This window comes from Stenotrophomonas sp. 1L-E-5-B-C3 (assembly GCF_057292075.1).
The window spans coordinates 254,381-277,397 of record NZ_JBXAWS010000001.1; the positions used below are offsets into that span (position 1 = coordinate 254,381).

At 66.0% G+C, this 23,017-nt stretch carries 20 protein-coding genes and 7 tRNA genes; 12 read left to right on the top strand and 15 right to left on the bottom strand.

Going from position 1 to position 23,017, the window contains the following annotated elements; genetic code table 11:
* Positions 1–12: 12 nt before the first annotated feature.
* From adiC to AC0Z6F_RS01125, 5 genes are all read right to left on the bottom strand, one after another.
* Positions 13–1,365 (bottom strand): arginine/agmatine antiporter, encoded by a 1,353-nt coding sequence (gene adiC, locus AC0Z6F_RS01105; protein ID WP_006461445.1) that lies wholly within the window; start codon positions 1,363–1,365, stop codon positions 13–15.
* Between the two features lie 76 nt (positions 1,366–1,441).
* Complete coding sequence (locus tag AC0Z6F_RS01110; RefSeq protein WP_485616433.1) at positions 1,442–2,875, bottom strand: DcaP family trimeric outer membrane transporter; 1,434 nt, start codon at positions 2,873–2,875, stop codon at positions 1,442–1,444.
* A gap of 516 nt (positions 2,876–3,391) precedes the next feature.
* Positions 3,392–4,234, bottom strand: coding sequence for a thiol:disulfide interchange protein DsbG (dsbG, locus tag AC0Z6F_RS01115; protein WP_006373779.1), 843 nt, complete (start codon positions 4,232–4,234; stop codon positions 3,392–3,394).
* A 30-nt stretch (positions 4,235–4,264) separates the two neighbouring features.
* The gene (locus AC0Z6F_RS01120; protein WP_006373780.1) at positions 4,265–5,068 is read right to left on the bottom strand and encodes a TlpA disulfide reductase family protein; all 804 of its coding nucleotides are present in this window, start codon (positions 5,066–5,068) and stop codon (positions 4,265–4,267) included.
* Positions 5,069–5,148: 80 nt separating this feature from the next.
* Positions 5,149–6,216, bottom strand: a complete 1,068-nt coding sequence (locus tag AC0Z6F_RS01125; protein ID WP_006373781.1) for a GlxA family transcriptional regulator — start codon at positions 6,214–6,216, stop codon at positions 5,149–5,151.
* A 186-nt stretch (positions 6,217–6,402) separates the two neighbouring features.
* Between AC0Z6F_RS01125 and AC0Z6F_RS01130 the strand changes: the two genes are divergently transcribed.
* The 7 genes from AC0Z6F_RS01130 to AC0Z6F_RS01160 all read left to right on the top strand — a co-directional run bounded on the left by AC0Z6F_RS01130 (position 6,403) and on the right by AC0Z6F_RS01160 (position 7,738).
* Positions 6,403–6,801, top strand: coding sequence for a heavy metal-responsive transcriptional regulator (locus AC0Z6F_RS01130; protein WP_006373782.1), 399 nt, complete (start codon positions 6,403–6,405; stop codon positions 6,799–6,801).
* A 103-nt stretch (positions 6,802–6,904) separates the two neighbouring features.
* Positions 6,905–6,980: transfer RNA gene (locus AC0Z6F_RS01135), tRNA-Ala, on the top strand.
* 54 nt (positions 6,981–7,034) lie between these two features.
* Positions 7,035–7,110 (top strand) — tRNA-Glu (locus AC0Z6F_RS01140).
* A gap of 185 nt (positions 7,111–7,295) precedes the next feature.
* Positions 7,296–7,371: transfer RNA gene (locus AC0Z6F_RS01145), tRNA-Ala, on the top strand.
* A 49-nt stretch (positions 7,372–7,420) separates the two neighbouring features.
* Positions 7,421–7,496 (top strand) — tRNA-Glu (locus AC0Z6F_RS01150).
* Positions 7,497–7,539: 43 nt separating this feature from the next.
* Positions 7,540–7,615, top strand: a tRNA-Ala gene (locus tag AC0Z6F_RS01155).
* A 47-nt stretch (positions 7,616–7,662) separates the two neighbouring features.
* Positions 7,663–7,738 (top strand) — tRNA-Glu (locus AC0Z6F_RS01160).
* Between the two features lie 139 nt (positions 7,739–7,877).
* Here the strand turns inward: AC0Z6F_RS01160 and AC0Z6F_RS01165 are convergent.
* Positions 7,878–8,294: a GNAT family N-acetyltransferase gene (locus AC0Z6F_RS01165; RefSeq protein ID WP_006373806.1), complete on the bottom strand. Its 417-nt coding sequence runs from the start codon at positions 8,292–8,294 to the stop codon at positions 7,878–7,880.
* A gap of 77 nt (positions 8,295–8,371) precedes the next feature.
* Between AC0Z6F_RS01165 and AC0Z6F_RS01170 the strand changes: the two genes are divergently transcribed.
* The gene (locus tag AC0Z6F_RS01170; protein ID WP_485616432.1) at positions 8,372–9,328 is read left to right on the top strand and encodes an SOS response-associated peptidase family protein; all 957 of its coding nucleotides are present in this window, start codon (positions 8,372–8,374) and stop codon (positions 9,326–9,328) included.
* A gap of 10 nt (positions 9,329–9,338) precedes the next feature.
* Here AC0Z6F_RS01170 and AC0Z6F_RS01175 read toward each other — a convergent pair whose 3' ends face one another.
* Positions 9,339–9,719 carry a response regulator gene (locus AC0Z6F_RS01175; RefSeq protein WP_006373810.1) on the bottom strand — a complete coding sequence of 127 codons (381 nt, stop codon included), beginning with the start codon at positions 9,717–9,719 and terminating at the stop codon, positions 9,339–9,341.
* A gap of 132 nt (positions 9,720–9,851) precedes the next feature.
* Between AC0Z6F_RS01175 and AC0Z6F_RS01180 the strand changes: the two genes are divergently transcribed.
* The 3 genes from AC0Z6F_RS01180 to AC0Z6F_RS01190 all read left to right on the top strand — a co-directional run bounded on the left by AC0Z6F_RS01180 (position 9,852) and on the right by AC0Z6F_RS01190 (position 12,106).
* A tRNA-Leu gene (locus tag AC0Z6F_RS01180) sits at positions 9,852–9,937 on the top strand.
* 71 nt (positions 9,938–10,008) lie between these two features.
* Positions 10,009–10,551, top strand: a complete 543-nt coding sequence (locus AC0Z6F_RS01185; protein WP_485616430.1) for a GNAT family N-acetyltransferase — start codon at positions 10,009–10,011, stop codon at positions 10,549–10,551.
* A gap of 115 nt (positions 10,552–10,666) precedes the next feature.
* A complete protein-coding gene (locus tag AC0Z6F_RS01190; RefSeq protein ID WP_485616428.1) occupies positions 10,667–12,106 on the top strand; it encodes a GGDEF domain-containing protein in 1,440 nt (479 codons plus the stop codon).
* Here AC0Z6F_RS01190 and AC0Z6F_RS01195 read toward each other — a convergent pair.
* Positions 12,103–13,929, bottom strand: coding sequence for a methyl-accepting chemotaxis protein (locus tag AC0Z6F_RS01195; protein ID WP_485616426.1), 1,827 nt, complete (start codon positions 13,927–13,929; stop codon positions 12,103–12,105). The two genes, AC0Z6F_RS01190 and AC0Z6F_RS01195, sit on opposite strands and share 4 nt — an antisense overlap.
* Positions 13,930–14,184: 255 nt before the next feature.
* Positions 14,185–14,886 (bottom strand): GNAT family N-acetyltransferase, encoded by a 702-nt coding sequence (locus tag AC0Z6F_RS01200; protein WP_485616424.1) that lies wholly within the window; start codon positions 14,884–14,886, stop codon positions 14,185–14,187.
* Between AC0Z6F_RS01200 and AC0Z6F_RS01205 the strand changes: the two genes are divergently transcribed.
* On the top strand, positions 14,885–15,973 hold the full coding sequence (locus tag AC0Z6F_RS01205; protein WP_100468854.1) for a DUF5694 domain-containing protein: 1,089 nt from the start codon (positions 14,885–14,887) through the stop codon (positions 15,971–15,973). The two genes, AC0Z6F_RS01200 and AC0Z6F_RS01205, sit on opposite strands and share 2 nt — an antisense overlap.
* 46 nt (positions 15,974–16,019) lie before the next feature.
* On the opposite strand, the gene AC0Z6F_RS01210 is transcribed toward AC0Z6F_RS01205, so the two are convergent.
* The 6 genes from AC0Z6F_RS01210 to AC0Z6F_RS01235 all read right to left on the bottom strand — a co-directional run bounded on the left by AC0Z6F_RS01210 (position 16,020) and on the right by AC0Z6F_RS01235 (position 23,008).
* Positions 16,020–16,250 (bottom strand): hypothetical protein, encoded by a 231-nt coding sequence (locus AC0Z6F_RS01210; RefSeq protein ID WP_006373937.1) that lies wholly within the window; start codon positions 16,248–16,250, stop codon positions 16,020–16,022.
* 62 nt (positions 16,251–16,312) lie between these two features.
* Positions 16,313–18,502, bottom strand: a complete 2,190-nt coding sequence (locus tag AC0Z6F_RS01215) for a PAS domain S-box protein (protein WP_485616421.1) — start codon at positions 18,500–18,502, stop codon at positions 16,313–16,315.
* Between the two features lie 207 nt (positions 18,503–18,709).
* Complete coding sequence (locus AC0Z6F_RS01220; protein ID WP_485616419.1) at positions 18,710–21,097, bottom strand: Tex family protein; 2,388 nt, start codon at positions 21,095–21,097, stop codon at positions 18,710–18,712.
* 207 nt (positions 21,098–21,304) lie between these two features.
* A complete protein-coding gene (locus AC0Z6F_RS01225; protein ID WP_005410085.1) occupies positions 21,305–21,520 on the bottom strand; it encodes a hypothetical protein in 216 nt (71 codons plus the stop codon).
* Positions 21,521–22,355: 835 nt separating this feature from the next.
* On the bottom strand, positions 22,356–22,808 hold the full coding sequence (locus AC0Z6F_RS01230) for a hypothetical protein (RefSeq protein WP_006374015.1): 453 nt from the start codon (positions 22,806–22,808) through the stop codon (positions 22,356–22,358).
* Positions 22,805–23,008 (bottom strand): PspC domain-containing protein, encoded by a 204-nt coding sequence (locus AC0Z6F_RS01235; RefSeq protein WP_006374017.1) that lies wholly within the window; start codon positions 23,006–23,008, stop codon positions 22,805–22,807. The genes AC0Z6F_RS01230 and AC0Z6F_RS01235 overlap by 4 nt, the downstream gene beginning before the upstream one ends.
* Positions 23,009–23,017 lie beyond the last annotated feature (9 nt).

Here is a 23,017-nt window from a genome sequence, read left to right on the forward strand (position 1 = left end):
TCCTTGACTAACTCAGGAACGCTGGGCGCCGGCGCTGATGGCCGATGCCTCGCGGGCGCGCTGCCGCTGCTGGCGGCGCTCCTCGCTGAAGAAGGGATAGAACACGGTGATGAACAGCACGAACAGGAAGGCGTACTGCACGATGGTTCCCGACGAGCCGTAGATCGCCCACAGGCAGTACACGACGGTCAGGCTGGTCAGGGTCCAGAACGCACCGGTGTGGACCAGGGTGTGCGAACGCTCGACTACGAAGTAGCAGGCCACGCACGAGTAGATGTAGGGCAGCAGGGTCAGCACCACCGCCGCCGACGTGATCACGTCGAACTGGGCCGATGCGGTTTCCGAGGTGGAGGTGACCAGCACCGCCAGGGTCATCAGCACCGCCACGATCAGCACGCCCTTGACCGGCACGTCGTCCTTGTTGGTCTTGCTGAAGATGCTCGGGAACAGGCCATCATCGGAGGCCGCCTTGGCACTCTGTGCGGTCAGCAGGATCCAGCCGCCCAGCGAACCGGCAGCGCCGATGAAGGCACACAGGCTCACCAGCGCGCCGCCCCAGCCACCGACGGCCTTGGCGGCAGCCAGTGCGAACGGAGCATCGGAGGTCTGCAGCTCGCCATTGGGCACCATGCCCATGATCACCGACGAACTGGCGATGTAGGCGATGGCAGCCAGGAACACGCCCGCCAGGGTGGCGCGGGCCACGTTCTTTTCCGGATTCTCCACCACGCCGGCAGTGACCGAGGCGGATTCGACGCCGATGAAGGCCCACAGGGTCAGTGCCGCGGCACTGGAGATCGCGCCGAAGTTGGATTCACCGGACACGTTGTAGGCGCCCTTGAAGATGTCGGCATCGAAGAAGAACCAGCCGAAGATGGCGATGCCCAGGATCGGCACCAGCGCGAAGCTGGTGGTGACCGTCTGCACGCGGCTGACGAAGGCCGGGCCGATCATGTTGGCGAAGCTCAGCGCCCACACCAGCACAAGCACCGCGATGCAGCGCACCAGCGGCTCGGACAGGATCGGGAAGAAGTAACTGAAGTAGCCCACCGCCGCGATCGGGATGGCGACGTTGCCGATCCAGTTGGCAAACCAGTAGATGGTATTGGTCTGGAAGCCCATGTACGGCCCGAACCAGTCACGCGCGTAGGCATAGGGGCCGCCCGCCTTGGGTGCCAGCTTGCCCAGCTTGGCGAACACGAAGGCCAGCAGCAGCGCACCGGCGGTGGTGATCAGCCAGCCCCAGATCGAGGCGGTGCCGATCTTGGCCAGACTGGACGGCAACAGGAACACGCCTGAGCCCATCATGTTGCCGGCGACGAGGAAGGTGGCTCCGACCACCCCGATTTTCTTTGCTTCTGCCATGACAATCTCCTGTACTGGCATGAGCCCGGTACAACCGGGCGTGGGGACGGTTACGCTGGCGTACGACCGCTGGCGCCTATTTGATGAAGTTGTATTGCAGACTGCCCTGCACCCGGACCGTGTCGCCGCGCGCGCCGCTCTGCTGTTCCAGGCGGCCGTACAGCAGCTCCATGCCCATCGTCCACGACGGTGCCGGGCTCCAGATCAGGTTGAACACGCCGTAGCGGCTCTGCCGGAATGCATCGGCCGCCAGTGCGGCATTCCGCTCCAGGGTCAGCTGGCCGAAGATCAGGTTCGAACGCCACAGCTCGGACCAGTAATGGGTGTAGCCGACGAAACCGCCGTGCAGGTCCAGCGCGTCTAGACGGCCATCGGCACTGACCACCGCGTCCAGTCCGGAGCCGGTCAGGTCGGCGGTGTAACGGCTGAGGCCGCGCCCGCCGAGGGCACCGAACAGCAGCAGGTCGCGCTCGCCTACCGAGGCCGAACCGCTGAGTTGCAGGCCACCGGCCATACGCCGGTCGCGCTCGCCATCGCCGTCATAGGCCAGGCTGCGTGCCACCGCGCCCAGCTGCAGGTGGCCCCAGTCGCGCTCCATGCGCGCGGTCACCGTCACGTCGGGCAGGCGGTTCACTGCGGCTCGCTCATCGCTGGCGCCGGCCAGTTCGGTCTTCGGATCTTCGGCGGCGACGGTCAGGGTGTTGCCCTTGCCCATCGCGAAACTGTGGTGGATGCCCGCCACCAACAGGTAGCCGGCACCACCGGGCCCTGCGAAGTCCAATGTGTCAGGCAGGCTGTCCGGATCCATGAAGCTGGAGTAGCCGTAACCGGCGTAGGTATTGCCCAGCTGGCCATAGGCATGGCGCAACCGGAATTCGTAGCCGTCACTGCTACCGAAGAAGTCATTCTCCAGGTAGAAGCGCAGGTTGCCGTGCGTGGTCGGACGACGCGCCTCGAAGCTGAAGCGGGTCTGCTTGGCATGGATGTTGAAGTTCGAGACATCACGATGACTGCCACCGACCGGCATCGACGAGGGAATGAACTGATCCTCATCCCCCGCTGCACGCGAATCGGCGATGGCATCCAGCTTGGCGTAGCCGCCGATACGGATCACCGTGTCAGTACCCGGAATGGCGAAGAAGCCCTTCAGATCCGGATCGGTCGGGCCGGCCGCACTGTCCGGTCGCGACGCGGCGGTGGACGGATCGGCCACCGATTCGCGCTGCGGCAGCACCGGCTGTGCCACGCCCGGTACCTGGGTGGGGTGCAGCAGGTTGGCAGTGCTGCCAGGCGCGACCACGGCGGCGGGTGCCTGTGCTGTAGCAGGCGCAACGGTTGCGTCGCGCTGCTCAAGGCGGTCCAAACGCTGCTGCATGCCCTCCAGCGCCTGCCGCATGGCCGCAATCTCACGACGCAGCGCCTGCGCGTCCTCCTTGTCATCCACCTGTGCATACGCCGGCGTGATCGCCAGTGCTGTCACACAGGCCAGGCTCAGTACCGCCACGCGCATTGCATCCTCCCTGAACGACCCCTGTTTGCAGCACGCAGACAGGACGCACGCATGCGCCACTCCGGCCTCACGTTGCCGTTGCTCGAAATGCGGATACCGCGTTGACGACACCAGTCAGCCTGCACATCGCAGGCCGCAGGACGATGACACTGTCCTGCCCGCACCAATGCCGACGCCAACAAGGCCGCGCTGCCAGAGAGGTGGCGACCGCAGCGGTCTGGGTAACAAGCACGGGGTGAGATTGTCGTGAATGGCTGCGCCGGCTGACCCCGATCAGGGCGTGGCGAGCGCGGCATCCATCGCGCGTTGACGCTGTATTCCATGCCTCACAGGCTAATTTGCCTGTCGTTTTTGGCCTTGATTGGAATCAAAGCGCAAGGCTTGATGTCAGTCACTATTCAGACGTGATGACGAACAAGTCATGCGCAGGCCGCAACGTCCGTTTTGATCACGAAAAGCAACAGGCCCGCATGCTGCCATGCGGGCCTGTGGGTCATTCGAGATGAGAGTCGCGACTCAGCGCGGGCCCAGCACCGTCTGCAGGTCGGCCCCCTGCGGCAGGCCCGCGCGACGCTGCACCTGGCCCTGCGCATCCTGGAACAGGATGCCCGGCGTGCCCTGGAAGCCCATTTCCAGCATCAGCACCTGGTTCGCGTCGAGCTTGCCAGCGATCTCGCGACTGATGCTCGGCAGCGGTTTGATACCGCCACGATCGAACTCATGTTCATTCTGCAGCAGCGCTGCACTCGGGTCCCGCGCAGCGAGGATGGCGGCCGCCTTGGCCGGACTGTCTTCGCGGATCACGCCGACCATGATGTGACGCAGCTGGACCTTGCCCGCATCGACCCACGGCCGCGCCGCTTCCCAGAACTTGTGGCAGTACGGGCAGTTGGCATCGCTGAAGGTGTAGACCACGCGCGGTGCATCAGCCTTGCCATCGCGCACCCATGCACTGGCCTCCAGCTTGGTCCACATCTTGGCCGACATTGGCTGCGCAACCAGCTTCTCGACGGCCTCGGCGGCCACATCGTTGCCCTCGGCATCGAACAGGCTGCCAACCAGTACGTGCTTGCCATCGGCAGTGACGTAGGCCGCGGCCGGCTGCTGGCCGCCAACCACGCCAGCAAAGCCGCGCAGGCCACCCGGTGCGTCGAATTCGGCAACAACCTCGAAGCCATGCTTCTCGATGCCCTTCAGCACAGCCGGGCGGTCGCCCTTGACGGCGGAGGCCGCAGCACTTGCTGCCGGTGCCGCGGCAGTCTTGCCCGGCGGTGTCTGTGCCTGGCTGCAGGCGGCCAACGCCAGCATGACCGGCAGCAACAGCACCGCAGGAACGGTGCGCAGGGAAGTCGACAACATGGGAACTCCGTAGTGAGATGCCCGCGCAGGCTACCGCAGCCGGCGCAGTTTGTGTTCAAGACCCGCTGCAGTCAGTTCGCCGAGGTGCAGTTCGCGCAGGCGTCCTTCGGCATCGAAGAAGAGGGTCGATGGGTAGGCCTGCACGCCGAGCACGGTGGATGCTGCAGCGTCATCGTCCAGCAACACGTTGCCGAGCATGAGGCGCTCGCCAGCGATGAAACCCTGGACCTCGCCCAGGGTTTCGCCCTGGTTGAGGAACACGAACTGCACATCCGCGTGTGCCTGCTGTGCGGCCGCCAGCACCGGCATCTCGCGCCGGCAGGGCCCGCACCAGGTCGCCCAGAGATTCAGCACCAGCGGTTTTCCCCGGAACTGCTGCAGATCAACCTTCCCGCCCTGAAGATCAGCCACCTGCAACGTCGGCAGCGGCATCTGCCGTTCCTGCCAGGCGGACAGCATCTGGCTGCCGCCCGCCCATAGCAGCACACCCATCAATGCGCCGACCAGAACAGGCGCACGCAGGGCGCGCCAACGCCGCAACCGCCACAGCCCCCACGCCAGTCCGGCAACAAGCACTACCGGCAGGTGATAGCCGCCGTCTGCGATCTGCAGAATGCTCCAGGGCGCTTCGCGATACAGGGCAAGGTTCAAGGCGACGAAACTGATGCGGCCACAAAGCAGGCCAATCAGCAACATGTCCAGCACCATGCTTGCCGCCGAGGGCAGCGGCCCCCCGTCCTTCCGGCGTGGCCATAAATGGGCCACGGCCATCGCCAGCAGCACGCACGCGAGAATCAATACCACCGGCATCGGTACCGGCCCAACACTCGACATCAGCTCACCTGCTCATTCGTCCACTGGCTGCATGGTCGAAGGGACGCGCCCACGTTGCAAGCGCGACATCTGATCAGGTGCTAAGCCGCACTGCGTCCCAACTGCAGTGCCGAGGGGACCGGCAGGCCGCGCAGGCTGCCCGCCACCGATGGCATCAACGGCCGCTCACGCCGCTTGCTGTTGACGTGGCGGCGATAATTGGCCGGCGTCATGCCAACGATGCGCAGGAACAGGCGTCGGAAAGCACTCTGATCCGCGTAGCCCACGCCCCAGGCCACTTCATCGATACCTGCCCCCTGCTGGAGCAGGGTCTGTGCCTTGGCGATGCGCAACCGCTGGCAGTATTCGATGGGGCGCAGCCCCGTGGCCCGCAGGAATCGCCGCTGCAGCGTCCGCGGCTCCAGCCCGGCGATCTCGCAGATCGCGGCGAGAGTGGCGCCGCGTGCTGCTGTGGTGTGCAGCCAGCGCTGCGCTTTCAGCACATCACGATCGCCATGGGCGAAATTGGCGCTGAAACGCTCCAGATCCTGCTGGATCGTCGCCGGCACGGTGATCCCCAACTGCTGCGCCACCGCGCTGGCCACGCCCTGCCCGTGCAACCGATACAGCAGGCGCAGCCCCAGGAAGCGCCAGGCCTGCGAACCGCCGACGGTCAGCAGATCGCCATCATCGACCAGTGCACGTTCACTCGGCACCCAGCTGGCGGCCTGTGCCTGCAGGCCGGGGTGCCGCGCCAGATCAGGTCCGCTGACGGTACGCCCGGCCAGCAATCCGGCGCGGGCCAGTACGCTGACACCATCACTGGCGGCGGCCAGCAGGCTGCCGCCGTCGTAATGAGCCCGCAACCAGTCCAGCAGGATCTCGTCGGCACGCAGGCAGGCGCCGGGGCTGATCTGGCCCGGCACCGCGATTACCGCGGGAATGGCGGCGTCGAGCATTTCCGCACCGGCAATGCGATGCACGCCGGTCTGGCTGGCTGGCACGATCCAGCGGGTAACCAGCACGCGCTTGAACGGCCGGCGCTGCTGCTGGGCCAGGCGATTGGCCACGTGCGCCATCTCGGCCAGCACCGAGGCGGCCGAGGGATCGCCTCCCGGGTACTCGACCACCGCGACCTCGACGAATCCTTCGTTCCTGAATCCTTCCACAGACCACCTCCTCGGTTCGTTGCAGGCCATCGAATGGCCGGTTCAGGCGAAGGGTAGGAACTGGTCCAACGGCAGGGCTATGAAGAAAGTTGCAAAGTGCGCTGAATACGCGTCTCGGGACGAAGTCTTGACTCTTGACCAGACTCAAGGCTTCACAATGTCCGGCAGCACCCGCAGGAATCCGCCATGAACATTGGACAACTGGCCCGCCAGGCTGGCGTGCCCATCGATACGGTCCGCTACTACGAGCGCCAGCAGCTGCTGCCCACCGCCGCACGTTCGGCCGGTGGCTACCGCATCTTCGGTGAGCAGGACCTGCGCCGGCTGCGCTTCATCCGCCGGGCCAAATCACTGGGCTTCAGCCTGGAAGAAATCGGCGAGCTGCTCGCGCTCAGTGATCGCCACCAGCAGGACATGGGCAGCGTCCGCGACACGGCCCAGGCACGCCTGCTGGATATCGCGCAGCGGATGGCCGAACTGCAGCGCATGCACAACGCGCTGTCACAACTGGTCGATGCCTGCCCGGGGCACGGCACGCTGGATCAATGCCCGATCCTGGCCGCGCTGACCGACGACACTGCATGAGCCCAGGCGAGCGACATCCACGTCGCAATCGACGTGAAGAAAAGTGCAACAAATGCTTGCCAACCCCCTGGGGCAAGGCTATTATTTCGCTCCTCAGCGACGTGGGGCCATAGCTCAGCTGGGAGAGCGCCTGCATGGCATGCAGGAGGTCAGCGGTTCGATCCCGCTTGGCTCCACCAATCTTTCGGCATTAGGCCGTCGAAAGGTCGCTAAAGAACATTGATGAGAATTGCGTCCCCATCGTCTAGAGGCCTAGGACATCACCCTTTCACGGTGGCGACCGGGGTTCGAATCCCCGTGGGGACGCCACTCATCACGAACAACGAGGACCCGGCCGATAACCGGGTCTTTTTTGTTCACCGTCCACCGGCATTCAGGTTGTGGCGTTGCGGTTCCCCTGCCCTCGTGGCTACGGTTGATCCGGAACGAAAAAAGCTTAAAAAAAAGCTTCCACAAATGTGAACACGCAGGTATGATGGGCGGCTCGGTAACACGGGGCCATAGCTCAGCTGGGAGAGCGCCTGCATGGCATGCAGGAGGTCAGCGGTTCGATCCCGCTTGGCTCCACCACTTTCGACATTAGGCCGTCGAAGGTTTTACAACTTGAAGTTTTTCGTGCGTCCCCATCGTCTAGAGGCCTAGGACATCACCCTTTCACGGTGGCGACCGGGGTTCGAATCCCCGTGGGGACGCCAGTTTCAAACGGACTCTGCTCCCAGCAGAAATTCGATGTTTCATGGGGCCATAGCTCAGCTGGGAGAGCGCCTGCATGGCATGCAGGAGGTCAGCGGTTCGATCCCGCTTGGCTCCACCACTTCGACATTAGGCCGTCGAAGAATCTACAACTTGAAGTTTTCGTGCGTCCCCATCGTCTAGAGGCCTAGGACATCACCCTTTCACGGTGGCGACCGGGGTTCGAATCCCCGTGGGGACGCCAATTCTTGAAAACCCCGGTTTCGACCGGGGTTTTTCTTTGCCTGCGATCTGCTGGCGGAACCCATCCACGCATGGCGTGGATCTACCCCGACTCTGCAGTAGATCCATGCCATGCGTGGATGGAAACGCTGGACCGCGCCTCAGAACCGCCGATACATCCCGATCGATGCCGGTGCCGTTGGTGCAAAACCGAACTGCGCGTACAGCCGATGCGCCTCGCCATCGGCCAACAGGCTTACATAGGCCGACGGCGGCAGGTTGCCCTGCATCCACTCGCTCAGGCGCCGCATCACTTCCTTGCCCAGGCCCTGCCCCTGCAGGCGCGGCAACACCGCGATATCGCAGACCTGAAGGTGGCATCCGCCATCACCAACGATCCGCCCCATCGCCACCAGCTCGTTGCCCTGGTAGGCACACACACCAAACAGGGTATTGGGCAGCGCACGCTCCGCGGCCTCCGCGGTCTTGGCACTCAGGCCGGCCAGCACGCGCAACTGGCAGTAGCCCTCGACGGTTGGTACAGCCTCGCGGAACTGGCAGGTGGCGGAATCATTCATGCGGTATCTCCCTATAGGTCGGGCTATCCTGCCGCATCCCCGTCGCACTTGCTGCGATCCATCCCGGCAGATTCCCCATGTGCTATTCCGCCCTGATCCGCGCCGACTACGCCAAGCTGGTGCGGGAGTTCGGCGCCATCCTGTCGCTGGAAGAATTCGCGGAGCTGTACGCGCACGATCCGGGCAAGAAGCGACCGAAGACACCCAAGGCGATGGATGACGGCTTCGCTGCTGCACGCACCGAGCAGGGCCGCGACATCGTGGCGAAGATCCAGCAGTGGCATGCGCAGGAGCAGCGCGAACTGGAAGCGGATCTGACCCGCCAGCGCGAGCGGCGCGATGTCGCCAACGCCACTCTGGCGACCCGCCCTACCCAGAAAGCACGCAACGACCTGCGCGTGGCCGGCAACCGCATCGAGCGCGCGCAAGCCCGGCTTGAAGACCTGCACCGGGTGCAACTGCTGCCACGCGACAACAGGATTTTCCCTGGCACCTATGCGCCGGTGATGATCAGCGAGAACGGCAAGCGGGTGATCAAGCCGATGCGCTACCAGTGCCGGCTTCCCGACAAGCCCGCACGCAACGATGTGCTCTACCCCGGTACCTACAACGCGCGGCGCGACAGCCTGGAAGGCTATTGGCGTGGTGCGTTCGGCCTGCGCCACGGCGTGGTGGTGGTGCAGGCGTTCTACGAGCACGTGCCGCGCCATGCCATCACGGGACGCACGCTCGGCGCAGACGAGAAGGAACAGGACGTGGTGCTGGAGTTCCGTCCCGATCCACCGCGCGACCTGCTGCTGGCCTGCCTGTGGGCGGAATGGGAGGGCCCGGAGGGCCGCCTGCTGTCATTCGCCACCATCACCGACACACCGCCCGGCGACGTTGCTGCGGCTGGCCATGATCGCGGCGTGGTACCTATCCGCAAGGAATTCCTCGATGCCTGGCTCAATCCCGATCCGGACGACCTGGCGCGGCAGTACCGAATTCTCGATGACCGCGAGGATATCCGCTACGTGTACGAGGAAGTCGCCTGAGCGGCGCGGCTCAGGCCTTCGCGCTGGAGCGCCCCACCGCGCGCGCCAGCGCCTGGCTCAGATCCGCCGACAGGTACGGCTTGACCAGCAGCACACCGGCCAGCATCGACTCCGGCAACTGCTCGGCCAGCATCCCTGTGGCCAGCACGAACGGTACGCCACGCGCCGACAGCGCAGCTGCGACCGGCTCGCTGGTTTCATTGCGGGCAAGGCGATAGTCCAGCAGCGCCACGTCCGGCGCCGAATCTTCCAGCAGACGCAGCGCTTCGGCCACGCCCGCCGCCAACCCGACCACAGTCGCGCCGGCATGCACCAGCTGCATCTGCAGCAAGGCAGCACTCATCTCGTCGTTCTCGACCACCAGCACCCTCAGGTCCTGCAACACTGTCATCGGCTACCGCTCCTGGAGGCATACATGCGGCCGCAGTATAGCCACCATGGGGTCGAAGCCGACAGGATGCGCCCCGATCGCCCCTCCCCCTATGAAAGCCCTGCCGACCTCGGTTACACTCGCACGCTGCCTGCCGGTGTGGCGGAATGGTATACGCAGCTGACTCAAAATCAGCCGGGGGTGACCCCATGAAGGTTCGAGTCCTTTCACCGGCACCACTGCATCAAAGGCCAGGTCCCCGACCTGGCCTTTTTGCATTTCCGGGTTTGGAACGCCGACACTGGCAACAATGCCCGCCCCTTTGCACCCCTCGCTTCCCGACACCCCGCCCACGCGCCTGCGCTCGTTGCGGCCGGATGATGCTGTCGCCTGGTCGCGCTATCTTTCGCAGCCCGGCGTAACCGAACACACCAGCTGGGGTGACGTTTCTCCAGAAGCACTACGCCACCTGATCAACAGCTATACAGCCTCGCCGGTCGACCGGCGCTGGGCACTGGTCGATGCAGACAACCTGCTGATCGGCACCGTAGGCCTGAACGGAATCGATCTTCAGCATCGCCGCGCCGAGCTCGCGTATGACCTCGATCCCCGCTGGCATGGACAGGGACTGGCCACGAACGCGGCGCGCGCCGTACTGGCCTGGGGCCGTACCACACTGGCGCTCGTCCGCATCCAGGCCACGGTACTGGACAGCAATACCCGTTCGATCGCCGTGCTGGAACGCATCGGCATGCAGCGCGAGGGACTGCTCCGCGCCTATCGCCAGGTCCGCGGCCAGACCGCTGACTACTGGATGTACGCACACATCGAGAACACCGCGTCATCGTGCTGAAACACAACGGCAACCACTGACAACGTTGCCAATGGACGCAGCGCACACTTTTCTTGCAAGCCTCACGTGCATCTGCCTATCTTGAGGGCAGCCGGACCTGGGGGCGGGGGAATGCATGACGTTGCGTGCTGCACTGTTTTTTCTGGTCACGCACGCGCTTGTCATTGTTCTGATCGGCCCTCAGGACCCGATAGGCTCCTTCCTGCTGTTGATGGCTGCCCCCCTTCTGGCGGCGCTGGCATGTGTGCGGCGTGCCCGCGACAGCCGGGCCGCCTGCAAGTGGCGGCTGCTCGGCTTCGCCGTCGGCCTGTTCTCGATCGCCCTGCTGGCCCAGCTGTACCGCATCGCGGATGGCGGCGGGCAGGCACAGATGCCACTGTCGTCGCTGATCCTCTACGTGTTCTACCGGATACCGCTGACCTACGTGGCGGCCAGCCCTGGGGGCGGCAACCGCTACGTGCGCGCCGTGGACCTGTCGATCATTGCCGTGCTCTGGCTGCTGTACTACGTGCACACGCGGGCGCTGGTGCACCTGGATGCAGCCCTGTGGATGCAGGGTCTGAACGCGATGAGCACCGTGCAGAACGGTCTCGTATTCTGCTTCGCGCTGATCCGCTTCCTGGCCGAAGACAATGCCGATCGGCGTGACTTCTTCCGTACCCTGACGACCTATGCGCTGGGTTATTTTCTACTCGCGTTCTACATCAATCACTACCAGCCCCAGGTGCCCGACGGCGGCTGGGGTGACCTGTTGATCAGTGGCCTGTTCGTACTGCTCGCAGTGATGGCAGGCAGCCCATGGCGGCCGCCCGCGGTAGCGGTATCGCGCAATCTGCGCCGTGTCGTCGATGCTGGTGTTCCATTGATGCTGCCCCTGTTGCTGATGATGGTGGCACTGCTGGTCTCACGCCTGCATCCAACACTGGCAATCGTCGGCTTCATCGGCGCCATGCTCGGCTATGCATTACGCAGCGTGCTGACCCAGGTCGAGATCCAGCGCCAGCGTGACGAACTGGAAGCACTGGCTCGACGCGATCCATTGACCGGGTTGGGCAACCGGCGCAACTTCGACGAATCACTCGGCAGCGCCCATCGCCGCGCACGCCGCCAAGGGCTGGGCCTGGCCGTGCTGATGATCGACATCGACCACTTCAAGCGGCTCAATGACACCTATGGCCACCCGGAAGGTGACCGCCGGCTGCGCGCGGTCGCCGGGATCCTTGATGGTTGCCTGCAACGCGGTGACGACCTGCTGGCCCGTTATGGCGGCGAAGAGTTCATCGCCGCTCTGCCCTCGCCCGATATCACCCATGCCCTGAGCCTGGGCGAACGGTTGCGCGCGGCAGTCGAAACCGCCGGCCTGCCGGCGGCCGAAGCCGTCGTCACCATCAGCATCGGCGTAGCCTGGCAGGCCGCCCGCGAGAATGGCGATCCGCGCGACCTGGTCGACCGCGCCGACCAGGCCCTGTACCGGGCCAAGCACGCCGGGCGCAACCGTGTGCACGGCGCCCCGGCCGCCACGGCCGGGAGCGAACGGCCCGACCGGCGCGCCTAGACCGCGCGCAGCACCGCTGCCCCGTGCAGATGCCCGGCCGCGCCCTGCACGCGGAAACCGGCCACGGTGTGCAGCAGCTGCGCCGACTGCTCCTCCATGCTGCGCGCCGCCGCCGACGCCTCCTCGACCAGCGCTGCGTTCTGCTGGGTGCCCTGATCAATCAGGTCGACCGCATGGTTCATCTGCTGGATGTCGTCGCTCTGCTGCTGCGCGGCGGTGCTGATCTCGGTCATCAGATCGCTGACCCGACGCACGTTGACCACGATCTCGTCCATGGTCCGGCCGGCACTCTCGACCTGCGCGGTACCGGCGCCGACGTTGGCGACCGACTCGTCGATCAGGTGCTTGATCTCCTTGGCCGCGCTGGCCGAACGCTGCGACAGTTCGCGGATCTCGGTGGCGACCACGGCAAAGCCACGGCCGTGTTCGCCGGCACGTGCAGCCTCCACCGCTGCATTGAGCGCCAGGATGTTGGTCTGGAAGGCGATCCCGTCGATCACGCCGATGATATCGACGATGCGCCGCGACGAGGTGTTGATCACCGCCATGGTCTCGACTACTTCATGCACCACGCTGCCGCCCTTCGCCGCGACATCGGCAGCACCACCGGCAAGCTGGCTGGCCTGCCGCGCATTGGTGGCAGTGCGCTGCACGGTCTCGGCCAGCCCCTTCATCGACACCGCGGTTTCCTCCAGCGAGGCCGCCTGCTGCTCGGTGCGCTGCGACAGGTCGCTGTTGCCCTGCGCGATCTCGGTCGCGCCCACCGCGATGGTGTCGGCGGCGAACTTGATCTGGCCGATGATGGCCGCCATCGCCTCGACCAGCGAGTTCACACCCTCGCACAGCTCAGCGATCGGGCCACGCTTGTCGGCCGTGGCCACGCGCTGGGTCAGATCGCCGCCCTTGGCTGCTGCCACCACTTCACGGGTCTGCGCCACCGCCCGCTCCATGGCCTGGTTTTCATGTACCTGCGCGGTGATGTCCGTAGCGTATTTGACGACCTTGAACGGCTTCCCGTTGAGGTCAAGGATCGGGTTGTAGGACGCCTGGATCCAGACCTCGCGCCCGCCCTTGCCGAGGCGCCGGTACTGCCCGGCATCGTATTCGCCGCGTCCGAGCTTCTGCCAGAACTGCCGGTACGCTTCACTGCTGCGGTGGTCGGGTTCGACGAACAACGAGTGGTGTTGTCCACGCACCTCGTCCAGGCTGTAACCGGTGGTGGCGAGGAAATTGTCGTTGGCCGAGAGGATGCGGCCATCCATGCTGAACTCGATCACCGCCTGCGACTTGCCGATCGCTGCCAGCTGCCCGGCCGAGTCCGCCGCCTGCAGTTTCTGCGCGGTGATGTCGGTAGCGAACTTGACCACCTTGTAGGGGCGTCCCTGGCGGTCCAGCACCGGGTTGTACGAGGCCTGGATCCAGATCTCACGCTGGCCCTTGCCGAAGCGCCGGTATTGCCCGGCGTCATACTCGCCGCGCCCCAGCCGCGCCCAGAAGTCGCGGTACTCGGTGCTGCCGGCGTGCTCTGGATCGACGAACAACGAATGATGCTTGCCCTGGATCTCTTCCAGCCGATACCCCATTGCCTGCAGGAAGTTGTCGTTGGCCTGCAGGATGGTGCCGTCGAGCCCGAACTCGATGACCGCCTGCACGCGGTGCAGCGCCGCGACCTGCGCCTCAAGCTCGGCGCGGTCGTTCGCCGCCGGCTCGGTACTGGGCCGATGCCGGGGAGCCAACGCACCCAACAGCGCGCGCCAGGGAGACCAACGGGTATGCAGCTCGGCCGGCGCCTGCGCGCCCGCCGTGAAGCCTGGAATGAGCATTGTCTGATCCTCGGTGTCCGGTAAGCGGTTGCGATCCGACGGGCGGGATGCCCGGCGGCAACATCAGTTGCCTGGGACTACAGGTGCCGGCTGGCACCCCTCGAGCGGCTGGCAAGAACGTCTGGTGCGGGCGCGATCAGCATCAGGGAGCGGCGGAACACACGGCGCGGGCCGCCCATCGGGGGCAGCCGGGGGTCCTGCAGCGGGTGACTGGAGCGGGATCCAGAGGGGATATCGGCGATGCCGTCGGCGGCTTTAACCGGATTCCGCGACGCCCGTCGCAACTCCATGCTTTGCCGCAGGAATGCGGTAGACAATTGCCGTGTACTTCACATTCTTCTCACGCGCGACGGGCATGCCGCCAAGCGATTCGACCAGGCGCCGGCTCGGCGCGTTCTGCTCCGCCACCGGGTAGCGGAAGGCCGCGCATCGCAGGTGTGCGGAGGCCCGCGACCACACCGCCGATACGGCTTCCCGGCCGTAGCCCTGCCCATGCATCGCCTCGCTGATCCAGATGCCGAGTTCGGGCTCGGCGTCTCTGCTGCGATGCAGGCCAGCCAAGCCAAGGAAGGCGCCATCGTCACGCCGGCGGATGACGAAGGTGATGTCCGTGCCCGAAGCGATGGTTGGCAACCACGCCTGCCAGACCACAGCGAAGGCCTCCTTCGACGGCGGCGGCTCGAACGCCATGTAACGGGTCAGCCCCGGCGTGATCGCTGCGAACGCCTCATCCGCATCCGCGGCCGTGAAAGGCCGAAGGCGCAACCGCGCGCTATCGATCATCCAGTTGCCGGATGTCATGTCATGCACCACCTGTCCATGGAATACAGCCTCGCCCAGCAGGCTGATGCAACGCAAGGCAAAAGGGTTTACATGACCAACGGGAGGTTCCCGGATACAGGGAAACGGCCAGCATGCAGTGACCTGCAGGACGTTCACGGACACGGAGATCAACATGCTTCCACGCTTGGCCAGCTACCTCTTCCTGGGCCTGTGCAGTACCGGCGCCCTGGCTGCCGATGCCGGCTACCGGCCAACCTTCCATCCCGACCAGCTGAAGGGCCCACCCGCCGGACGCCCGAACGAGGTGCTGGTGTTGGGCAGCCCGCATCTGTCCAGCCTGCCGAAGACCTTCGAACCGGCGATGCTGGAGCCACTGCTGAAGCGGCTGGAGGCCTGGAAGCCGACCGCGATCGCGATCGAGAACCTCTCCGGCCTGCAGTGCGATTTCATGCGCCGCAATCCGGCCCGATACGCCGAAAGTGTCGAGGGCTACTGCATCGATCCGGCGCCGGCACAGGCCGCCACCGGCCTCGACGTTCCCAGCGCCAACGTAGAGATGGAGCGCTTGCTTGCGGATTGGCCGAAGGCGCCAACCGCTGCCCAGCGACGCCGATTGGCCGCAGTGTTCCTGGCCGCGGGCGAAAGCAGTTCGGCAGTCGTCCAATGGCTGCGGCTGCCCAAGGAAGAGCGACGTGCCTCCGACAGCCTGACACCAGAGCTGGTGCAGTTCCTCGACACGCGCATGGCCCGCCGCAACGAGGCCGGCCTGGTGGCCGGCGTCCTTGCCGCACGCCTGGGGCTGGAGCGCCTGTGGTCGGTCGACGACCACACTGCGGATTCGCCAACGCCGGCAGCCCAGCAGAAGGCCTATGCAGCGGCCATCCGGGGCGCCTGGGACAATCCCATCGTCAAGGCACGCAGGGCTGCTGATGAACGACTGGAAGCCAACCTTGCCCAGCCAGACGGACTGCTCGCGATGTATCGCGCCTACAACACGCCTGAAACCGCGATGGTGGCCTACAACAGCGACTTCGGCGCGACGCTGGTCGAGCCCTCGCCGGAAGGCTTCGGCCGCAACTACGTAGGCTACTGGGAAACCCGCAACCTGCGCATGGTCGCCAACATGCGCGACGTACTCGGCCAACAGCCGGGTACCCGCATGCTGACCATCGTCGGTGCCTCGCACAAGGGCTACTACGAGGCCTATCTCAACCTGATGCACGACGTGCAGCTGGTCAGTTCGGATGAAGTGCTGCGTTGAAACCCGCGCGCGGATCGCATGGATGATGGCGACGCTCCCAGTCCCATCATCCTGCCTCCTTCCTGCCCGCCCGCCACAACACGATGCTGGCCCCGCCGATACAGGACAGCGTGAACACCAGCAGGGCGATGGCACCGCCCTGCAGGACCGGCAGCAATGCCTGCGCGTGCAGATCGTCGCGCACCTCTTCCAGACGCAGGCAGGCCGCCAGCGCCAGGCACCAGCCCACCATCGCCGGGGCGTAGGCCCGCATCGCAACCGGGTTCCAGACCTTCATGGGATCACCTGCATGAGTGGATGTGCGCGCAGTATTCGCGCGCGTCCTCTCACAGGCTGAGATCAGCCTTCGGCCGCATCCGCGTCGTCGCCGGGCAGCTCACTGGCCTCACCCTGCACCTGCACGTTGTTGCGTCCCATCGCCTTGGCCCGGTAGCACTGGGCGTCGGCGGCAGCCACCGCCTGGTCCACGCTCATGCCGCCAGCCAGCGGCGCGATGCCGATGCTGGCCCCGACATGCAGGCGGTCCTGGTCCCATGGAATCGACAGCGACGCCAGGGTATGCAGCAGTTCGCCGCCGATACGCGCGGCACGCCGCGGCGTACAGCCGGACAGGATCACCGCGAACTCGTCCCCCCCCAGCCGTGCCACCACATCCGAATCGCGCACGCCATGGCGCAGCACGCTGGCCACCGCCCACAGCACCGCATCGCCGGCCAGGTGGCCCCAGGTGTCGTTGACCGGCTTGAAGCGATCCAGGTCGATGTACATCAACGACGCGGCCTGGCCCGTGCGCTCGACACGGGTGATCGCCTGCTGCAGGTGCACCTCGAAGCCGCGGCGGTTGCTCAGCTCGGTCAACGGGTCGATTTCGGCCAGGTGTCGCGCCTCGCGCTGGCGTGCACGCTGCTGGGTATCGTCGCGCAGTACCCACACCGCGCCGCGCACCCGGCCTTCGTCATCGCGAAGCCAGGCGCGGGTGAGGTCCACCGGTATGGTCGCCGTGCCCAGCCGCAACAGCAGGTCGGCGTGCAGGTCCACTGCGTTGCTTTCCGGATCCAGCAGCACCGAGACATCCAGCACCGATCCAGGCGCGTACTCGGTGGTCAACGCCAGCACGTCCTGCACCTTGTGCCCAGCCAGCGACAGCGCGCCATCACCGGCCAAGGTACGCACCGCAGCCGCATTGGCATAGTCGATGCGGCCATCGAGGCTGACACTGAGCACCAGGTCGGCAACCGCATCAAGCGTGATACGGCTGCGCTGCTCGCTCTCGAACAGGCGCTGCTCGCTGCTGCGCTGGGCGCTGATGTCCTGGATCTGCGACACGAAATGCAGCGGTTCACCGTGCTCGGTGCGCACCAGCGACACCGACAGCCGCGCCCAGATCACCTTGCCGTCGCGATCGAGATAGCGCTTTTCCAGGTGGTAGTGGCTGCGCCGCCCGGCCAGCAGATCCTGCACCAGGGCCAGGTCGGTCTGCAGGTCATCGGGGTGGGTCAGGCGCTGGAAATCAACCTGCAGCAGTTCTTCGCGGGGGTAGCCCAGGATCCGGCACAGTGCGTCATTGACGTCCAGCCAGCGTCCTTCCAGCGACACCAGCGCCATGCCCAGCGCCGCCGACGTGAACGCACCGGCGAATTTCTCTGCCGACAGGCGTGCTTCGGCGCGCGCCTGCAGGATCTCGGTGATGTCGATGGACATGCCGACATAGCCGATCCGCGCGCCGCCGGCACCATCCATGCGGCTGATCGACAAGCGCACCTGGCGTGGCTGGCCATCCTTGCGCCGCAGTGTCCACTGCCGTGAATAGGTCTGCTCATCGGCGCGGGCGCTGAGTGCTTCAAACGCGCCCGGCAGGCTTCCGTCCGCAGCCGCCAGCGGACGCAGCCAGGCCGCCAGCTCGTCCGGATCGTGGAAATCACCCAGTCGCCGCTGGCCGACCACTTCTTCCGCGCTGTAACCCAGCAGGCGTTCCGCGCCGGTATTGAACAGGGTGATGGTGCCTTCGGTATCGGTCGCGATCACCGCCACCTCATCGGACGCGTCGACCACGGCCTGCAATCGCTGCCGGCTCTCGGCCGCATCCTGCCGCGCCTGCTGCAGCTCGGTCACGTCGGCGTGCGCACCGGCCATCCACAGCGGTCGTCCCTGCCCGTCCCATTCGAACACGCGGCCACGGTCGTGGATCCACATCCACTGGCCGTTCTTGTGGCGCATGCGCAACAGGCAGACATAGTTGTCGCTGCGGCCTTCGAAATGGTCCTCGAGCGCCGCGTCGGACAGGGCGATATCGTCGGGATGGACCAGCGTCAGGAACGTCTTCTGGCACACCGGCTCCAGTTCTTCCAGCCGATAGCCGACAATCTCCGCCCAGCGCGCATTGACCCGCATTTCGCCGGTCTGCACGTTCCATTCCCAGGTACCGGCAGCGGTGCCGTCGATGATCATGGCCAGGCGCCGGCGCTCCTCTGCCAGTTCCTGCAGGCGCCGCTCGAGCAGCCCGTTGCCGTTGTTTCCCTGGCCCGCCATCAATCCGGTCCCCGGCCCGCACAGGCGGGCAGCAGCCGCAGCACAACGCTGCAGCCCTCAACGAAGACAACGGGTCCTGCTGGCGTCATGGCCCTCCCCAGCGACAGCGGGGAGGCCAAACGCCCCCCTCAGGCGCAAGTGTGCGCAATCACGGGGAAAATCGACAAGTCCCCCGCCACGAATCAAGCGTGACGGGGGACACGGTCCTCAACTGCGCTTGGCGCGGGCGAAGGCCTCCGCCAGGGCGTTGTTGGCCGGGGGCGCGGACTGAGCGGGACGGCCGCCATTGCCCTGGCCCCGGTTTGGCCCGCGGTTCTGGCCGCCTGCGTCGCGGCGCGGCCCCTGCCCCTGGCCGCGGTCATCGCGCTGGCCCGGGCGGCTGGTGGCCTGGCCCGGGGTATCGTCCAGGCGCCGGGTCAGGGCGATGCGCTTGCGCGCCACGTCCACCTCCAGCACCTTCACCTTGACGATATCGCCGGCCTTGACCACGTCGCGCGGGTCCTTCACGAACGTATCGGAGAGCGCCGAAATGTGGATCAGGCCGTCCTGGTGCACGCCGATATCGACAAAGGCGCCGAAGGCCGCGACGTTGCTGACCACGCCTTCCAGCACCATGCCCTCGCGCAGGTCCTTGATGTCCTCGACGCCCTCGGCGAAGCGCGCCGCCTTGAACTCCGGACGCGGGTCACGGCCCGGCTTTTCCAGTTCCTTCAGGATGTCGCGCACGGTCGGCACGCCGAAGGTGTCGTCGGTGAACTGTTCTGCCTTCAGGCCGCGCAGGAAGCTGCCATCACCGATCAGCGCCTTGATCGGGCGCGCGGTGCTGGCCACGATGCGCTCGACCACCGGGTAGGCTTCGGGATGCACCGCCGAGGCGTCCAGCGGCTGGTCACCATCGGCGATACGCAGGAAGCCGGCGCACTGCTCGAAGGTCTTCTCGCCCAGGCGCGCGACCTTCAGCAGGTCCTTGCGACGCTTGAACGGGCCATTGTCGTCACGATGGCGCACGATGTTCTCGGCCACCGTGGACGACAGGCCGGACACGCGCGACAGCAGCGCGGCCGAAGCGGTGTTCACGTACACGCCCACGGCATTCACGCAGTCCTCGACCCGCGCATCCAGCGCCCGTGCCAGGCGGTACTGGTCCACGTCGTGCTGGTACTGGCCGACACCGATCGCCTTGGGTTCGATCTTGACCAGTTCGGCCAGCGGATCCTGCAGGCGGCGCGCGATGGACACCGCGCCACGCAGCGACACGTCCAGCCCCGGGAATTCCTTGGCCGCGAACTCGGACGCCGAGTACACCGACGCGCCCGCCTCGCTGACCACCACCTTCTGCAGCTTCGGGTTGGCGGCAGCCTTGATCGCTTCGCCGGCCAGCTTGTCGGTTTCGCGGCTGGCGGTGCCGTTGCCGATCGCGATCAGTTCCACGTTGTGCTTGGCGCACAGCTGCTTGATCGTCTGCAGCGACTGCTCCCACTGGCGGCGCGGCTCGTGCGGGTAGATGGTGTCGGTCGCGACCAGCTTGCCGGTTGCATCGACCACGGCAATCTTGCAGCCGGTGCGGATGCCCGGATCCAGCCCGAGTACGGTCTTCGGGCCCGCCGGCGCGGCCAGCAGCAGGTCCTTCAGGTTGTCGCCGAACACTGCGATGGCTTCGGCCTCGGCCTTTTCGCGAGCCTGGTTGAACAGGTCCAGCAGCAGATGGGTGTGCAGCTTGGCACGCCAGGTCAGGCGGCAGGCATCCAGCAGCCAGCGGTCGGCGGCGCGGCCCTGATCGGCGATGCCGGCCTTGCGCGCCACGCGTCCTTCGGCGTACTGGTGGCCGGCCTCGGCCTCGTTGCCCGGGTCCAGCTCCAGGAACAGGATCTCCTCGCGGCGCGCACGGAACAGCGCCAGCAAGCGGTGCGAGGGAATCTTCGCCAGCGCCTCGGCGTGTTCGAAATAGTCGCGGTACTTGGCGCCTTCGGTTTCCTTGCCCTCGGCCACGCGGGCACGGATCACGCCGGTCTCGCCCAGCCAGGTGCGCAGCTCACCGACCAGCGCGGCATCTTCGCCCCAGCGCTCCATCAGGATCGCGCGTGCACCTTCCAGCGCGGCCTTGGTGTCGGCCACGCCCTTGTCGGTGTCGACGAAGGAAGCCGCGAAGACCTGAGGGTCCTGCGTCGGGTCGGCCAGCAGGCCATCAGCCAGCGGTTCCAGACCGGCCTCGCGGGCGATCTGGGCGCGGGTACGGCGCTTGGGCTTGTACGGCAGGTACAGGTCTTCCAGCCGGCTCTTGGTGTCGGCGGCCAGGATGTCGTTGCGCAGTTCGTCGCTGAGCTTGCCCTGCTCGCCGATGCTGGCCAGCACCGCCGCGCGCCGGTCTTCCAGTTCGCGCAGGTAAGTCAGGCGCACTTCCAGGTTGCGCAGCTGGGTGTCGTCCAGGCCCCCGGTCACTTCCTTGCGGTAGCGCGCGATGAACGGAACGCTGGCGCCCTCGTCGAGCAGGCCGACGGCGGCACGTACCTGGGCGGACTGGGCACCGATCTCGTCGGCGATGGTCTGGGCGATCTGCTGGGCGAGCGCGCTCTGGGCGTTCTTGGCGTCGTGCATTGCTTCAGGTCTGTGCCGCGTTACGGGAAGACCCCATTCTGGCAATCCACGACGGAGCCGGACAAGGCATTGACAGGGGGCGAGGTTCAGCGGTGAGGCCGGAGTGGACGCCGGCATCCTGGCGAAAAGAGGGCTCGGACTGGCCCTGGGCTGGGATGCCGGCGCGGGCGCGCGATGGTGGGCGCGCCCTGCCGCGTGTTGCGGAGGTCAGCGGTAGTGGCGGGCGGCGCGCTGCATGACGATCTCGTCACGCATGCCTTCCAGGGCCATCAGGCGGACCTTGCCGACCCCCTGCAGTTCCATGAACCGCTCCGTGTAGAACTCCGGCCCCAGCGCGGTGTCGGCGCGGGATTTGCTGAAGCCGTAGGGCACCACGCCCTTCTCGCCATCCTTGCTACCACCGACATAAAGAACGATTGCCATGTGATGTATTCCTCCAAATTGCTACTGCGTACTGCACTCGATGAGCGATGCTGCGAGCTCATCGAGGGAGAGCTTACCGCGTCGAACCTGACTGGAACGTCACGAAGGCTAATGACGATCGGTTGCATGCAGATGACTGCGGGATCGCAGCAGAATGCTTACGGATCTTTAACTTTCGGCTAACGAATCGGGGGTTTCCAGCAAACGGCGCAGCCCCTCGTGGGTGGTTTGGGATGATCGCGGAAAGCCGGTTTCCTGTGGGCTGGCCGGGTGGGCGAGGCTGGCGGGGACGCCGTGAACCCGTCCCTGGGGGCTTGGCCGCGGCATCCATGCCGCGGATACCCCGCCAGCCCCACCCACCCGGCCGCTGACAGATTTCTGCTGCGTCTGCCACACACGGAGAAGAAAAAAGAAGATCAAAAGCAAAAGCAGCCTGGCTGGCCGCTTTTTGTAGAGCCGAGCCCACGCTCGGCTGCTTTCAGGCCAGTCCGCGAAGCCGACCGCAGGCTCGGCTCGCGAGCAAGCGCAGCGCGCGACCCGCTTCTGCTCTTCTTTTTCTTCTCCGTGGCTGGACGCGCACGGAAACTGTCAGGGGTCGGGCGGGGTGGGTTCGCGGGACCGTTGGCGCCATGGGCCCGAGGCATGCCTCGGGCGGGTTGGGCAGGACGCCCAACCCCGGTCTTGCCGTGTGCGCAGGACAGCGCACACGAGCAAGGCGCCATCGAGCCCCCAGGGACGGGTTTACGGCGTGTCCCGCGAACCCACCCCGCCCGGCCCAATCACATGAAACATATTCCGCGACCAAGCCACGAGGGGCTGCGCCGTTGGCTGGAAACTACGGCCACCAGCCACGCCCGAACCGGGCGAAATGATCGGCCGCACGCTCGAACGGGTTACGCGCACTCACCCCGCCGCACAGCAGGTACACCGGCAGGTACAGCGGCCCCAGCACCATGTACTGGTAGACGTGCGCGCGTTCGTGGTCATCCAGCCGGATCAGCGGCTCCACGCCCCATCCGGCCTGATGTGCATAGGTGCGGCAGGAGATGCCCAGGTCATGGCCGGTATGCAGGATCACGTTGCCCAGGGTGATCGCGCCGCCTGGTCCCCACGGCCAGCGATCGAACACCAGCGCACAGTCACGGCTGCTCCAACGCAGCGTCGCCCCGCCAAGCATGCCGGCCAGGCCGCCGATCACGCCGAGCAGGGAATTGGGGGACGTCCACACCGCGCCCAGCACCTGCAGCGCGCGCAGCCAGATCGGCCAGGGCGTCACGGGAGTCTTCAATCGGCCTCGTTGGGAATCAGCAGCCACAGGATCAGGTAGACCAGGATGCCGGGGAAGGCCGCCGAGCCGATCGAGACCAGCACGAACACGATCCGCACCAGCGTGGGGTTCCAGCCGAAGCGGTGGGCGATGCCGCCCATCACGCCGGCAATCATGCGGTCGTTCAATGAACGCGACAGCGTGCGCGGCGTGGTGTTCATGGCGGTTCT

Bases quoted from the DNA above. Each gene is read 5' to 3' on its own strand.
- AC0Z6F_RS01175 (WP_006373810.1), bottom strand. From the start codon at position 9,719: ATGACAGTGTTGCAGGACCTGAGGGTGCTGGTGGTCGAGAACGACGAG.
- AC0Z6F_RS01130 (WP_006373782.1), top strand. From the start codon at position 6,403: ATGAACATTGGACAACTGGCCCGCCAGGCTGGCGTGCCCATCGATACG.
- AC0Z6F_RS01190 (WP_485616428.1), top strand. From the start codon at position 10,667: ATGACGTTGCGTGCTGCACTGTTTTTTCTGGTCACGCACGCGCTTGTC.
- AC0Z6F_RS01195 (WP_485616426.1), bottom strand. From the start codon at position 13,929: ATGCTCATTCCAGGCTTCACGGCGGGCGCGCAGGCGCCGGCCGAGCTG.
- AC0Z6F_RS01200 (WP_485616424.1), bottom strand. From the start codon at position 14,886: ATGTTGATCTCCGTGTCCGTGAACGTCCTGCAGGTCACTGCATGCTGG.
- AC0Z6F_RS01235 (WP_006374017.1), bottom strand. From the start codon at position 23,008: ATGAACACCACGCCGCGCACGCTGTCGCGTTCATTGAACGACCGCATG.
- AC0Z6F_RS01165 (WP_006373806.1), bottom strand. From the start codon at position 8,294: ATGAATGATTCCGCCACCTGCCAGTTCCGCGAGGCTGTACCAACCGTC.
- AC0Z6F_RS01120 (WP_006373780.1), bottom strand. From the start codon at position 5,068: ATGTCGAGTGTTGGGCCGGTACCGATGCCGGTGGTATTGATTCTCGCG.
- AC0Z6F_RS01205 (WP_100468854.1), top strand. From the start codon at position 14,885: ATGCTTCCACGCTTGGCCAGCTACCTCTTCCTGGGCCTGTGCAGTACC.
- dsbG (WP_006373779.1), bottom strand. From the start codon at position 4,234: ATGTTGTCGACTTCCCTGCGCACCGTTCCTGCGGTGCTGTTGCTGCCG.
- AC0Z6F_RS01215 (WP_485616421.1), bottom strand. From the start codon at position 18,502: ATGGCGGGCCAGGGAAACAACGGCAACGGGCTGCTCGAGCGGCGCCTG.
- AC0Z6F_RS01225 (WP_005410085.1), bottom strand. From the start codon at position 21,520: ATGGCAATCGTTCTTTATGTCGGTGGTAGCAAGGATGGCGAGAAGGGC.
- adiC (WP_006461445.1), bottom strand. From the start codon at position 1,365: ATGGCAGAAGCAAAGAAAATCGGGGTGGTCGGAGCCACCTTCCTCGTC.
- AC0Z6F_RS01220 (WP_485616419.1), bottom strand. From the start codon at position 21,097: ATGCACGACGCCAAGAACGCCCAGAGCGCGCTCGCCCAGCAGATCGCC.
- AC0Z6F_RS01210 (WP_006373937.1), bottom strand. From the start codon at position 16,250: ATGAAGGTCTGGAACCCGGTTGCGATGCGGGCCTACGCCCCGGCGATG.
- AC0Z6F_RS01185 (WP_485616430.1), top strand. From the start codon at position 10,009: ATGCCCGCCCCTTTGCACCCCTCGCTTCCCGACACCCCGCCCACGCGC.
- AC0Z6F_RS01110 (WP_485616433.1), bottom strand. From the start codon at position 2,875: ATGCGCGTGGCGGTACTGAGCCTGGCCTGTGTGACAGCACTGGCGATC.
- AC0Z6F_RS01170 (WP_485616432.1), top strand. From the start codon at position 8,372: ATGTGCTATTCCGCCCTGATCCGCGCCGACTACGCCAAGCTGGTGCGG.